Genomic DNA, 13696 nt, shown 5'->3' with positions numbered 1-13696 from the left:
TTTGAACTCAAAAATAATCAGTGCTTTTATTAAACTTATGGCCATTGCTATCGGTTTTTTAAGTAATTTCTATCTAGCAAGTATTTTATCAAAAAATGATTTTGGCTTATTCAGCGCTTTAATTAGCCTTTTCTCTCTGTGTTTAATTTTTAGTAATATGGGAATGTCATTATCTATTCTTGATTTATTCCCAAAGGTTGAGTCTAAACGGAATTTACTTCAACTTAAAAATAGAATTTTTGTCTATTCATCGGCTGCTTCACTCTTTGTTGGTTTTATCGCTTTTTTATATGCTTACAAATCTGATCTTATCAGCACAGAAACTAACCTGCTCTTGGCTTCGATGGCCATAATATTGATTATTTTCTTTCAAAATATTCATGCGTCTAACATCGCTGCCTTAAGATCGTTCCAGTCATTTCGAACCGCACTCTCTTTAGAAAGCATAATTTTCTCGCTCACCTTGGTGGGCTTTATCTATTTACTCTATCTTAGCTGGCGAATAGAACTGATATACGCATTTTTCTTTGCTACATTAATTACTTTCATTTTATCGACATACTTTACTGTCAAAAAAATACATCAATTCAAAGACAGCGTTTCGCAAGATAATAAGAAGGCATATAAAACACTTTCGCTTTCGAGCCTATTACCTTTTCTGTTGTTAGGGTTTGTCGAAGTAATCACTACAAACTTAGATGTACTTTTAGTACGTGAACTTTTTGGTAACGAACAGACCGCTGACTACTTTATAGCCAAGAAAATGCTAATTGCTTTCACCTTCTTTTGGTTTATATACAACTTTATATATACACCCAAACTATCAAAATTATTTAGTGATAGAACTAATCTTGATAAAAACAAAGTAATTTATATTATAAGACTAAAATGGCCAGTCTTATTCATATCAACTACCTTCATGCTTTTAATTAACCTTTTCTTTTATGATATCATCGGGTTGTTTAATTTGTCTCATTACGCTAATGCTAAGCCATTTTTAATGCTATTTTCCGTCTTTGCGTTTATACATATATTAACAGGACCTGTGGTAAGCTTTTTAAACGTTACTGGCTTAAGCACCTACTCACCCAAAGTGGTTTCTTTAGGCGCAGTCGTGTTTTTAATTTCATTTTACCCTCTACAATATTACTTTGGCGTGTTGGGCATTTTAATCGCACTTAATATAAGCTTGTTAGCTTGGAAAGTATTAGGTGTCTATATAATTCAAAAAGAGACTGGTTTTAATTTAATTGTTGGGAGCTATGTGGGTGAGTGATTTTGTAATTAAAGGTGGCTACGGTTTACGTAACTTCGGTGATGATGCTTTAATGTACTACTTAGTTAAAAGTATCGAAAACAAGCACCCGGGCGTTAATATTGCGTTAGACTGTAATAAAGCTAACTATATTACAAAGTGGTTACCAAATGTTACTTTTTCCAAACCATATCAAGTCCCCCAAAAGGCTTACATATATGGTGGAGGAACATTATATTATTCATTCCCGAAAAAGTTAGAATCAAAACCTTTTATAGAGAAAGTAGTATTGGGCGTCACACACCCCTCGCTTGTTCTCAACAAGTTGCTAGCAAAATCACGAAGAAAGAACTTCGAGAAATCAAAAGTTAAAAAAGTGATGTTCGGTCTTGGCTTTGGTCCTTTTCACGTAAAAAACGAACTATATGAACAGGCAATTTTGGATGCAAAAGGTACCGATATTGTTTGCGTGAGAGATTCAAAATCGTATGAATTTGTTACTCAGCACAATGCTAATGCATTTCATGGCACAGATATTTGTTTTGCCAAAGGCATCGCGAGCAAGAACACCAATAATAACTCTACTGAGGTAAAAAAAATCGGGGTAATTATTAGGGACTGGAATTACGGTACTGAAGAAGACAATTACAAAGATAACCTACAAGAAGCAATTACCCAAATAAGAAAAATCGGCTATAAGGCACAATATATTGTCTTTAGTGATTTAAGAGACAATGACTGGTTAAATACCTTGCAGGAGCAGCAGGAAGATATCCTGATCTGGAACCCAGATAATGATAGCATTGAATATTTTATGGAAAAGTTAAGTCATTTTGACTTATTCATTTCATCAAGATTTCATGGGGTAATTTTCAGCACGCTATTAAATATTCCTGCGATATCTGTCGCCATAGAGCCTAAATTAGAACTTGTAAAGGAAAATGCTATTTGCAAAGTATGGCATCCTATGAGAGATGGTGTGGATGATTTACTATCTATGGTCAATGATTTTAATGATAATTATTTAACCTTTGTAACAGAATGCCAGAGACTCGTTAACGAAAAATCAAAGCTTTACAATGAAATGTTAGATTTCGCATTTAAGGATTCAGAATGAAAATAGGTGTAGTCACCACATGGTTTGAACGCGGTGCAGCATACGTAAGTAAACAAATAAGAGACGTTTTGGTCAAGCATGGCCATGAGGTTTTTATTTTTTCTCGACACTTTTGTCCTGAAATTGAGTCTGGAGAAAAATGGAACGAATCTTTTGTTACACGAGCAAAAAGGCAACAGAGCCCTATGCCAACAGACATAAACAAAAGAGAGTTTCTTGCTTGGATAGATAGAGAAAATATTGAACTCGTTGTTTTTAATGAGCAACATTACTGGCAACCAGTGATTTGGGCAAAAGAGCATGGTATAAAAGTGGTCGCATATGTTGACTACTACAAAGAAGACACGGTAGAAGCCTTTGGTATCTATGATCAAATTTGGTGTAACACTAACCGACACTATTCTGTTTTCGAACACTTTCCACAAGCTAAATATATTCCTTGGGGGACTGACGTTGATACCTTTATACCTCAAACAACATCAAACAATGCTTCTAGCGAAGTGGTTACTTTCTTTCACTCTGCTGGTATGAGCCCGCTAAGAAAAGGCACGGATATACTTATTCTAGCGACCGAAGAGCTTGCTAAAAAGAGTACAAACTTTAACGTTTTGCTGCACACGCAAGTGGCATTGGAAGATCACATGCCAACACTAACCGATACCATTGAAGCCTTAAAAAATCAAGGTATATTGACCGTTGTTTGTGAAACCATCAGTGCGCCTGGACTCTATCATTTAGGAGACGTATACGTATATCCTTCACGGTTGGAAGGGATAGGATTAACCATTGCCGAAGCACTTTCGGTTGGCTTACCAACAATTGTGACAAATGAAGCCCCGATGAATGAGTTTTCTAGTCCATATTGTCAAACTATTGGAGTAGAGAAGCGATATGCAAGAGCTGATGGGTACTACTGGCCCCAAGCAATTGCTTCATTTGAAGATCTAGCAGAAAAGATGGCGCTTTATCTAACTGATTATGACTTTCAAAAAATAAAACCTTTGGTAAGAGAATATGCCGAAAGTAAACTTTCCTGGCAAAAAAACTCGCAATGCTTAGGTGACTTAGTTCTAGAGTGTCAATCATTACCGGCCCCACAAGCTAGTAGATTAGCTGCCGACAAAATCGATCAATATAAATGGCCTTATTTTGAAAAGCTAAGATTGCTTTACTATTTTGCCTATGATGTGCATCGACTCTTAAAAAAACTTAGAAGTCACTAATTTGATAAAAATGTTAACGATTAGAACAACCATTTCTAATTTGCTGATAGCGTCGACGCAAAAAATTATAAAGTCTATAAGGTAACTCGACTAAAGCTCTAGGATTAAATGGAGTCTCTAATAACTCTGGTTTCAGTCTAGCGATTATTTCTGGTTGTGGGTGACGCTGGGCTAGAGATAATAACTCAATAATATCTTGACAGTTTGCAGGGTGAATGCGTTCAAAATCGGTTATATCAGCGGCTTGCTCCAACGATGAAAGCCAGCCTGAGATCCTCTGTTCTAAGTAAAACCTATCCCTAAAACCTAATACTGAATACGTATTTTTAGTGTGTGATACCCACTGTTCTATTGACTGCTTGTGCAAGTTTGACTGCTTTATAATGGGAAAGCTTTGTGCTAAGTTGGCTAAAATATCTGTTTCACAGGACAAACTTTCATTAATGCCACTCGTGGTGTATTTTTTCCTACCAACTTCCCATACTCCGCCCCTTATAATGATTTTTTTAGCCACTTTGCTTTTTTTCACTAATGGCTCATATTGGCCATTTGCATAAAAAAGTACTCCTGCATCAGCGGCTTGTCCTGCTGAATGCTCAATATATTGCTGATACTTTTCCTGATTGAAGCCTGCGACTCTATCAATAAAAAATAAAGGGAAGTCATGCTTATCAGCCAATTGCCGTGGAATAGTAGCATCAGCAAAAGACAAGTTATCATGGCCAAATAAAAACGCTGTAAAAGGTAGCTGCTGAACGAGAAAAGCAGATAATAGTGTCCTAGAGTCATACCCCCCTGTTAAAGGAAGATAAACCTCTTTACCGAAATCTGAACTAATATTAGCGATAATTTCTTTTAGTCGACTAGCAAGTTCTGCATATATTTCATCTTGATTTAATTGACTAAAGTCACTTTTTCGCACTATTACAGGGTGTACTTTCATCTCTTCAATCGACAAGTAATGCCCAATTAATAATTTACGAACGCCATGAAATATTGTTAAAGGCGGAGGAAACCAATTCATTGAATTACCATAAGATATCTTTTGATAATCAGTGCGCGGTTTAAAGTCATAGTGCTCAGCAATTAAAGATAAACTAGAAGAAACGACTAAACCTTTGTCACATTGACCATAATAGCAACCTAACATGCCACTTGCGTCAAGGTATAAATTGCCCTTAATAATTAGCAGCCAACGTCCACTCCAATCAGATGTCATTAACGATACGTTGCTGTGATTAACCTTATTTAAATCATCCTTTATATTTCCAGATATGCTTTTAAAAGCAAGACCTAATAAAATATTATCACCGCATTGACTTAGCTTGATAGATAGATTGGTATGATAGTTAAGATAAAAGCCTTTACCTAACTCGACAAAGTCAAAGTTTGGTTTAGCCAATTGTTGCTTACAAATCAAAAATTGACGATTGTGTTTCATATTTTGCCTCTACTGCCCGCTAATACCAATTGAAAAACGTACCGTATAAACTATTTCTCGTTAATAGTCGCCAACATGGCCTTATAGTTTGCTTTTACTTTTTCTATAGTGACATTGGACTGCACTTGTAAGTTATTTAAACTGTCTGTTGTAATACATTCAGGTAGCACGCTCAGTTCACTGATTGAGTAGCACCTATTAAACGGCTCAATACTCCAGTCTCTCAAAAATGCATCTAATTTGATAACCTTTGGATTTATACCAAAATGCGGGAGCCCATAAGACATAGCAGTGATAGCACCATGTAAACTCGTTCCAAAATACGCTTGCGAATTTGCGATAACATACATTATTTCCCAAAGCGTCAACTCGTTTAACATGATAGTGACATCTGGTAAGGCTTTATGGATTTTATTCAATAGCCGATAATCGTCATGACCAGAGGCATAGCCAATAGGCAATAGCACGACTTTATGATCACTATACTTAGCAAGATTATTGATCTGATTGATACATTCATCAACTGAGCTACCTATTTTATTTGGCGCCCCTTGAAAAACAAAGTAATTTAAAGATAACTGATTAATAAGCTCTGCACCCACCATACTTTTCAAGCAGTCTTTAGAGAGCAAGTCTGCCATAATATAAGCTGAATCAGGTGCTAAATGTGCTGTGAGACCTATAGATGTTATATTGCCGTATGTACGTGTGTCCCTTACAGACACATACTCAGCCCTGGCAAGCCTAGCTTTAACTTCTTTCAACTCGACAGGCGATACGTTACTAAAATCCCCACCGACGGTATTAAAGACAACTTTAGTACCCTGAGTAAAAAATTCAGGTGAAGGAATGAATGGGAATTCCCAAGCCGTTGAATAGCAACGCGAGGAATACCAACTAAATGCTCGCGGTGCTAGCTTCCTAAATACTTTTAAAATAAAATGATGAAGCTGATTATTTTGCATATGCAAAAATAGTGACGAACTTTTACAACATAGCACTTCACCACCAATAACAACGATTACAGAGCCTTCAGGCAATGTATCGCTAATTAAATCTATAGCTTTGGTTGGTTGACATGAATACCTTTCTAAATTTGAATGGCTTATAGCGACATACTCAAATTCAAACTTATCTAACAAATGCGGAGCATACCTCTCCACGTATTTTTGAAAGAGAATAGGCATTAAATTATCGCCATAATTATATCTATCAAATGCCCCAAACAATACGATTTTTTTCAATATGTTATCCTAACTATTTATTGGTTTTATTAAAGATTTATCGTGCCTTTTGGCAACTAAAATTACAGAGAACACCAATAGGATTTGAGGGATAATACTAAATAAACTATGTAAGGCTATTGCATATACATAGTGATTAAAAATAAAGACACCTAAATAAAAACCAGCTATCGATAGCACTAAACTGATGATGCTATTGATAAGTAAAAATCGGTCGAGTCGTAAAACAGGAATTGCTGCCAGACAACCTCGGTTAATAAAACCAAAATAAAAACGCAATGCGAGCCATTGAGCTAATATACCCGCTTCACCCCAGTTAGCACCAAAAACAAAGCTGAAAAGTTGTGGACCAAATAAAACAAATATAATTAACGGGGGCAACGCTAAGACGGCTAACCCTAGTGTCGCCTTAATAACCAATGGGCTAATCGCTTTTGCATTAATATACGCTTCATTAATTTGCGGGAAAAGTACATCGTTAACTGACTTAGCAATTAACGTGACAGGTATAAGTAAAGTGCTTTTACAAAGGGTATACAAACCGGCAGGAATCGGCCCAAATAGCGTCATAATCAATAACACAGGTAAATTTTGATTAACGTTAGCCAATAGCCCCTGAGGCGCTCTATAAAGTGGAAAGTTTTTATACTCTTTCGCTGTATTTGTATCTAAGCCCCAACCTAGCCTGAGCCTGTGTCTTTTTTTCGCCTTAATTTTTACCCAAATAAATAGCAAAGCGGAGTGCACAAACATCCCCAGCAAGCTCAACATAATGAGAGTTTTACCAAAAGGTATAAATAGTCCAAAAAATATTTTCAAACCATTAACAATCAATGCCTGTGCAATCATTACCTGTGCACTCAAGGTAAAAAGCCTGTGTCTAATCACCCACTGACTGCAAATAGTTAAGATTGTGCTCATGATGACCGCGCAAGCTAAACTTAGCGGTATAAATAAACTACTTGTCATATCTAAACCAAAATATTTACCTACGCTTTCATTTAAATACAGGAGTACCAATAGTATTAAGGCACTGAAAATACAAACCATCGATAACGATAAACTGGCTAACTTTACCGCATCACGATTTTTTTTAGGTAATACAATTGCCATTGGATAACTAAAAGCGGCAATGGGTAACAAGACACTTAGTAGCGCAATAAAACTCCCCAACACACCAATGGCCTCAGGAGAATATAGTCGGGTTATCACTGGAGACGCGAAAAGGGCTATTAATTGTGCTCCAGCCGTGCCGCCAATAATAATAGCTATATTTCGAACTAATAGGCTGTGCCTAATTGAATGTATAAAAGCGGGCAAAGTTAAAGGCTTCTCATTGACGATAAAACTATATTACAAGCAAACTTAGTGAATGTTAACGCCATATTTTAGTGGTGTACAAAATAAAAAATGAGCCAATATCATCATATATAGGCTCATTCAAAAACAAGTCGTTAGCTAACGCAATTATTTAATGACAATCGGAGCGCTATACAACTCAGCCATTGCCTCACTAAATTCATCCACTTGCATAGAGTCACGAACAATTTTTGTGGTAATTAGCATGACAAGTTCGGTACGAGTAAAAGTGTCTGTTTTACTTGAAAACAAATTACCGACGATAGGTAAAGATCCCAGAAGCGGTACGCTATTCTCAATTTCATTTTTATTTTCTTGAATCAAGCCGCCTAGCGCAACAGTCTGACCATTTCTAGCAATAATCTCGGTTGAAATCGAACGGTTGGTGATAGTCGGCGTTACTACTTGGGTATTGGTACTTGCCTTACTGCTACTGACCGCCATTGAGACCGATAAAGAAATCACACCGTTTGAATTAATGGTCGGCGTTAGTGACACATTAACACCGGTAGACCGATATTGTACCGAGTTTGAAACCGAACCATTACTTCCTGTATCTTCAACCACCTGCGTGATAATTGGAATTTGATCGCCGGAAGATATTGATGCAGATTCGCCGTCACGAACAATCAAATAAGGTCGTGATATCACTCTAGCATCGTCTTGCTCATCACTCCAATTTAGGTTAGCTTGCCAATCACCAGAGGAAAAAACACCAGCAATAGCGCCCGAACTCAAAAAATCAAATTTTACCGACTTATCACTATTTAGGGAGTTATCATAAAGCCAATCAATACCTGACTTCATATCATCTTTTAATGTTACCTCTAAAATGGTCACATCTAAAATCACTTGCCCTGGTAATACATCAATTTTTTCTAGCAAATTAAGAATTTTCTTGTACTCTAGCGGCGTTGTATTAAGTATTAAAGCATTTTGTTGCTTATCAAGACTAATATTAATTCCCCCGGTAACTATCGCACCTTTCGATGACGGAGGGCTATTTTGAGGGTTATTTCCATTCGCCTCTTGACCTCTTGACGCTACAGCGTTCCTTTTGCTTCCCATTAAGAGGCTGTCTAACGCCTTCTGCATCTCTTCAGCTTTTGCATACTTGGGTTTGTAAACAAAGTATTGGTTTTGATCCCCAGCTAACGGCACATCGAGCTTTTTCGCCCAATAATTAATACGCTCAATAGCTGCTTCACTGGCCGCGTAGGCAACAAAAGAGTTAATGCGTGGCATAGGAACAAATGAAATATCACCATTATTGCTAAATTGAAAACCATCTTCCTTCAACAAATCAGTAATTTGTTGAATTGCTTCTTCGGGTGCAATATGAGCAAACTCAAACAAACGTATTTTTCGGCCATAAGCGCGTGGAACATCAAGCATATGAATTATCTTCAACGCTCGCAGAATTTCATCTCGCTCACCTTCAAGCAAAATAATTTTTTGGTTGGCGTTAACCGTTACTTGTGCGGTGGATAACTTTTTCATAATACTGGAAATGTTACGACTTTCGCTATAAACGTACGGTACGATGTGAGTAATTTCTCCTGAAATATCTGGAACATCAATCTCTTCTCTACCAATACCTATAGCAATATTATTTTTTTCATTGGTTTTACTAGCTTTTGCTAGATATAAAATACTACCTTTTCTGTATGACAATACATCGTTTTGGTTTAATGTTTCTAAAACTGAGTTGTAAAAAGCTTCTCTTTCGATTGGTGTGGCAATATTTAATGTTAGCTTAGTTTTTGAGGCGGCTAACTCAGGAGCCAGCACATAATTCATACTTAACAATTCATTAAATACCTTATGCGAAAATTCGCGAATACTTAATTGGTCGGCAACAAAAGTAATCGGTTCACCTTCGAAGGTTAACTCTTGCTTTTCGCTATCCAACACTTTATTGATGCCCCCAAAATCAGGAACTTCCGAGACAGTATATTTACCAGTAACCTCCTTATCATTTTCATCATCACTTTGCGCTTTTGGCTCATCAACACTGACATTACTACGTAATATAGAAGGTTTCACCTCAACTTGAGTATTTCTCAATCCTTTACTGGCATGCTGTTTGTCAGTGTCGTTATCAGTTAACGAGCAGCTTGTAAGAGCAACAGCAATCAACGCAATAAATAGTTTGTTTTTATAACATAATTTCATGATTACTCGGTTTTTTCCTTTGGTGAATCTAATACAGAAATAATAATCGACTCAAATACCTTTAAGGTAGTTTTGTCTTTGCCATCATCAAATACAATAACGCTTGGGGATATCTCAGTTAATCGATAGTGATAAAGCTCATCCCCCAGTTGCATATCAACTTCCTCTTTTTTGTCATTGACTAATTTACTTAACCTTACTTTTTGTTGGTCTTTAGAGGTATATATCAGCACAACTTCAAGTAAAACTTCGAGCGCTTGAGTCACTTCAACCTCCTCAACTAATGCCTCTTCCTCGTAGTCAACACCAAGTAATAAGGAAAGCTTTTTGATATCAACATCTTTAGGTGCATCATGACTAACAACAGAAGTCAGATTATCATTTAACTTTTCTAGGCTTGCATCTGAGGTTGGCACAAAAACACTGCTGATAAAAGCCCAAAGTAAAAGTAAAACCAAAGCGCAATAGACAACTAAATTTCTCATGAGCGCTTTAAAACCTTAAGAAATTCTATGTCAGCGACAACCGACTCTTTTGTTGCAGGATTTCTAGTTAATCTAAGCTGCCTTACTCTATTTCCGACAGATTCATTCTCAAGCTTATCTAAAAAATGTAACACTTGGCCGTAATTTCCTCTAATGTTGACCTTGCCGACAAACACTGCAAAATCACTATTGAGCTCAACTTCTCGAAGAGGTGATTTATTATTTACTGTAAAATCATATTTGGCTAAGTGTGTATCTAACTCCTGAAGCCAGACCACTGCCGAATCCTCATTCTTTCTTACAATAACATAATCTTTTATTTGCCTACTAAAACCTGTAGTTAATGCTTCTCTTTGCTCTTCTAATACTTTCGCTTTGGCGATTAATCGCTCTTGCTTTTCCAGTTTTTCCTGCGCTGAAACAATACTTGCTTGGGTTTCATTCACCCAATCAAACCAAGGGAATGCGATATATTCCACGCATAAAAGAACAACAATAGCGAGTAAGCCTGCTGATTTTACATTCCAAGTGAACTGATTCACGAAAAGAGCACCTCAATCACAAAAACTTCACTTCCAGAGCGATCTTTGGATACTGGCCTTGAAAATTTTGCCTCTTTGACGACTGATTCTTGAATTAAATGTGCCAGAATATCTGTCGCCGACTGGCTGGTAGTACCTGTTATTTTTACACCCTTAGGGTGTAAATGCACCCTATTTAATTCATAAGTAAAACCACTTAGATCAAGCGAACTAAACAGTGATAAAACATTGGGATTATCAGCAATAAACGTGTCAAAATCTTGTTTTGATTGATACCTTGCCTTCACTTCTCGTTGAACTTTAAGCGCACTTTCCACCGCAGATTGATTAGCCAGCGTTGCATCTTGATAATAACTTTGCATGACAGACAAATACACTGAAGACAATAAAACGAAGGACAGGATACTGACACTTGATAATAAAAACAGCATCTTGTTAGTAAGTTTTTGAACGACGATTTTTTCATCTTTTGCTTTTTTTATAAACAGGCCGCTCAAAGAAAAAACACTGTTATTGCCTATGCTTTCCTTAGTGTTCAAGTATTTAGTTGATACCTCTTCATTTAGTAATGAAAGTAAGCTTTCATCACTATTACTCTCTGGAAATATAAACTGGCAATAGGGGCGGATACCCTCAATAAGTTTCTTAGGAACCACATAATAATGAACAATAGCACTTTGCAGGGTTAACTGCTCAATTTGCCAAAATATCTCCCCTTCAAATGGCGCTACGTTTTTAATTTCTGCTTGAATAAGCTTAGGTAGTTCAATTAAGTTAATATTGCTGTAGTCCTTCTTGGTATGCCAATAGCAATTTCTTTTGACTAAGCAAATATTTGCCATTTTATTCTTGCTGCGCTCACCAATAGCAACTAAACCATCTTCTTTAGTGAAGTAATGGCTAATTGAAAAATAGTTAGCTATGCGAAATAGTTTATTAAAATAATTGTTCATTAGTGATAAAAAAAGGCTGAAAAGTTCCTAGTCCTCTTATTAATAGAAATTGTTTACCTAAAGAAACACCCTTATCAGCGTATGACAACCTAATCAAATAACGACCAGAAGGGTAATTAACCCCACTTTCTGAGGTACCTATAGATGCAGAATATTCTTTACTATTGTTGTTTTCTATACCTGCCGCCGAGTATAAGGCTTCAGGGGTAAATTGTCTATTCATATAGCCATCACCGTACAGCACAAGATAAGGGCTTATGTTTTGGTATATTTCTTTATCTAATAAATAAGCCAACTCATCTACAGATTGAATGACAATATTGGAAGGAAAATAGGGGTATGCTTGATAATCGCCTAATTCTTTTCCTGACAGTCTCGTCAGTGAATCTGGATCCTGCCAGTCATCTAGTCGGTCATAAAAAGCAAGTAAGCTGTCATCATCAAATTGTTGAGCGACCAATAACAAATTTAATGACTTCTTGTCTAAGGGCAACAGTGATACTAAGCCGCTAACATCTTGTACCGAGACTTTTACATTGCCGAACGCTACTTCTTGGCCATCAAAACTATCAACGATTGAATCAAACACATGCGCAGAAGAGGGAAAGTCTGGGCCAACTAAGTGTAAAGGGGTACTCATAAACTGATAAGTAAATTCTGCTTGAGCGCTATGTAATTCAAGTTCAGCCTTCGCCCTAAGCTTAACCATGGCTGCTAACTTACTGTCCAATTTACTTTGGTGTAACATTAAGGTCATAATAATAGACATAATGGCAGTTATCATAATTACCAATAATAACGCTGCACCTTGCATTTGTTTTATTTTACAGCGCATTTTTATCAGCCTTAGTGTGAGGTAACTCCTCAGGAACTTCAAACAATAGCTCTGATGGTAATAACCTGCTGCCCCCTTCTATCATGACTTTAATATATAGCGGCAATATAATGGTTTTTGCACTATCATATTGCTCGCGCCACAAAGGCTTAGGTTTTATTGCAATATTTAACATTTCAGAGTAATAATTATCGAGCTCAAGGACATCTTTCCAAGTAAAATAGGAAAACTCAATATTATCAGCCGATGTATAGACTTGATATTCATTGCAGTGTGATTCGCGAAATCTATAATTTAATAAATTCACACTGCCCAAAGGGAGTTCACAGTATGCTAATACCTTGCCCGACTCCCGTACAAAGAAGTTAGCAATCACCAAAGGCTCATCAAGATAGCCAGGTGTATTGGTAATAAATGAGAAGTAACGTTTTTCACCTTTGAAGAACAATTCATTTTTCCCATCAAGTCCAGCATAGTAATAAGGCTGAAGACCTTTAATCGCGTTGTTGATGATTTTCCTTTTAGTCAACAGAGATAAATCATACTCGGTATTGCCCTTACTGACAGTGGCATTGAAAAAATATCGATACGAAGACACAGATAATGTCATTAAAACACTGAAAATAACCATAGCAACCAGCACTTCAATTAAGGTATATCCCCGAGTCCTCATAGCTGCATTTCCCAAACTAGCTCTTTGTACGTAAATGCGCCATTTTTTGTTCCAGTCGGTGTTATCGTGACAGTGTAAAGCAGTAATAAATCACGATTGGCATGGGCAGAGCCCTCAGATTCTTCTAATACTCGTCTTGGGGGGGCTGACCTATCTGCAATCGCAAGCCATTGATACTCTTGCTGACCAAGAGTTATTTGTCCCTCTCTTACATCGCTATGCTTTAAATGATATTTGATAATATCTCTTGAATATTCTGCCAAATAGGCGGTTTCTGTCGCTCTCATCAACTTTTGTTGATTAAGAATTTTCGTTCGAGCAACAAGACTAATTGCACTAATCGAGATAAATAAAATAATACCCGCGATGAGCACTTCAATAAGCGTCATCCCTA

At 36.8% G+C, this 13696-nt stretch carries 13 protein-coding genes; 3 read left to right on the top strand and 10 right to left on the bottom strand.

Features of this window, described 5'->3' with window-relative positions; genetic code table 11:
• The first annotated feature begins 1 nt into the window (after window position 1).
• The 3 genes from ACSLUH_RS01425 to ACSLUH_RS01415 are packed head-to-tail and all read left to right on the top strand — an operon-like array spanning window position 2 to window position 3595.
• Complete coding sequence (locus tag ACSLUH_RS01425) at window positions 2–1276, top strand: oligosaccharide flippase family protein (protein WP_448563828.1); 1275 nt, start codon at window positions 2–4, stop codon at window positions 1274–1276.
• Window positions 1269–2372, top strand: coding sequence for a polysaccharide pyruvyl transferase family protein (locus tag ACSLUH_RS01420; RefSeq protein WP_448563826.1), 1104 nt, complete (start codon window positions 1269–1271; stop codon window positions 2370–2372). Before ACSLUH_RS01425 ends, ACSLUH_RS01420 begins: the two co-directional genes overlap by 8 nt.
• Window positions 2369–3595, top strand: coding sequence for a glycosyltransferase family 4 protein (locus tag ACSLUH_RS01415; RefSeq protein WP_448563824.1), 1227 nt, complete (start codon window positions 2369–2371; stop codon window positions 3593–3595). Before ACSLUH_RS01420 ends, ACSLUH_RS01415 begins: the two co-directional genes overlap by 4 nt.
• A 13-nt stretch (window positions 3596–3608) precedes the next feature.
• On the opposite strand, the gene ACSLUH_RS01410 is transcribed toward ACSLUH_RS01415, so the two are convergent.
• The 10 genes from ACSLUH_RS01410 to ACSLUH_RS01365 all read right to left on the bottom strand — a co-directional run bounded on the left by ACSLUH_RS01410 (window position 3609) and on the right by ACSLUH_RS01365 (window position 13691).
• Window positions 3609–5036, bottom strand: coding sequence for an asparagine synthetase B family protein (locus ACSLUH_RS01410; RefSeq protein WP_448563822.1), 1428 nt, complete (start codon window positions 5034–5036; stop codon window positions 3609–3611).
• A 50-nt stretch (window positions 5037–5086) separates the two neighbouring features.
• Window positions 5087–6280, bottom strand: coding sequence for a polysaccharide pyruvyl transferase family protein (locus ACSLUH_RS01405; RefSeq protein WP_448563820.1), 1194 nt, complete (start codon window positions 6278–6280; stop codon window positions 5087–5089).
• Window positions 6281–6289: 9 nt separating this feature from the next.
• Window positions 6290–7600: a lipopolysaccharide biosynthesis protein gene (locus ACSLUH_RS01400; RefSeq protein WP_448563818.1), complete on the bottom strand. Its 1311-nt coding sequence runs from the start codon at window positions 7598–7600 to the stop codon at window positions 6290–6292.
• Window positions 7601–7747: 147 nt separating this feature from the next.
• Entirely contained in the window at window positions 7748–9814 is a 2067-nt protein-coding gene (locus tag ACSLUH_RS01395; RefSeq protein WP_448563816.1) for a secretin GspD/PilQ domain-containing protein, read from the bottom strand.
• 2 nt (window positions 9815–9816) lie between these two features.
• Window positions 9817–10299 (bottom strand): hypothetical protein, encoded by a 483-nt coding sequence (locus ACSLUH_RS01390; protein ID WP_448563814.1) that lies wholly within the window; start codon window positions 10297–10299, stop codon window positions 9817–9819.
• Entirely contained in the window at window positions 10296–10841 is a 546-nt protein-coding gene (locus tag ACSLUH_RS01385; RefSeq protein ID WP_448563812.1) for a hypothetical protein, read from the bottom strand. Before ACSLUH_RS01385 ends, ACSLUH_RS01390 begins: the two co-directional genes overlap by 4 nt.
• Window positions 10838–11794, bottom strand: a complete 957-nt coding sequence (locus tag ACSLUH_RS01380; protein WP_448563810.1) for a hypothetical protein — start codon at window positions 11792–11794, stop codon at window positions 10838–10840. The genes ACSLUH_RS01385 and ACSLUH_RS01380 overlap by 4 nt, the downstream gene beginning before the upstream one ends.
• Window positions 11778–12629, bottom strand: coding sequence for a type II secretion system minor pseudopilin (locus tag ACSLUH_RS01375; protein WP_448563808.1), 852 nt, complete (start codon window positions 12627–12629; stop codon window positions 11778–11780). Before ACSLUH_RS01375 ends, ACSLUH_RS01380 begins: the two co-directional genes overlap by 17 nt.
• On the bottom strand, window positions 12619–13302 hold the full coding sequence (locus tag ACSLUH_RS01370) for a PulJ/GspJ family protein (RefSeq protein ID WP_448563806.1): 684 nt from the start codon (window positions 13300–13302) through the stop codon (window positions 12619–12621). Before ACSLUH_RS01370 ends, ACSLUH_RS01375 begins: the two co-directional genes overlap by 11 nt.
• Window positions 13299–13691: a hypothetical protein gene (locus ACSLUH_RS01365; RefSeq protein ID WP_448563804.1), complete on the bottom strand. Its 393-nt coding sequence runs from the start codon at window positions 13689–13691 to the stop codon at window positions 13299–13301. The genes ACSLUH_RS01370 and ACSLUH_RS01365 overlap by 4 nt, the downstream gene beginning before the upstream one ends.
• Window positions 13692–13696 lie beyond the last annotated feature (5 nt).

This window comes from Thalassotalea ganghwensis (assembly GCF_053485795.1).
The sequence above is the reverse complement of the archived record's forward strand: the minus strand, read 5'-3'. Positions and strand labels throughout refer to the sequence as shown.

Excerpts from the sequence above, each read along its gene's own strand:
- ACSLUH_RS01415 (WP_448563824.1), top strand. The coding sequence starts at position 2,369 with ATGAAAATAGGTGTAGTCACCACATGGTTTGAACGCGGTGCAGCATAC.
- ACSLUH_RS01395 (WP_448563816.1), bottom strand. The coding sequence starts at position 9,814 with ATGAAATTATGTTATAAAAACAAACTATTTATTGCGTTGATTGCTGTT.
- ACSLUH_RS01390 (WP_448563814.1), bottom strand. The coding sequence starts at position 10,299 with ATGAGAAATTTAGTTGTCTATTGCGCTTTGGTTTTACTTTTACTTTGG.
- ACSLUH_RS01380 (WP_448563810.1), bottom strand. The coding sequence starts at position 11,794 with ATGAACAATTATTTTAATAAACTATTTCGCATAGCTAACTATTTTTCA.
- ACSLUH_RS01410 (WP_448563822.1), bottom strand. The coding sequence starts at position 5,036 with ATGAAACACAATCGTCAATTTTTGATTTGTAAGCAACAATTGGCTAAA.
- ACSLUH_RS01375 (WP_448563808.1), bottom strand. The coding sequence starts at position 12,629 with ATGCGCTGTAAAATAAAACAAATGCAAGGTGCAGCGTTATTATTGGTA.
- ACSLUH_RS01370 (WP_448563806.1), bottom strand. The coding sequence starts at position 13,302 with ATGAGGACTCGGGGATATACCTTAATTGAAGTGCTGGTTGCTATGGTT.
- ACSLUH_RS01365 (WP_448563804.1), bottom strand. The coding sequence starts at position 13,691 with ATGACGCTTATTGAAGTGCTCATCGCGGGTATTATTTTATTTATCTCG.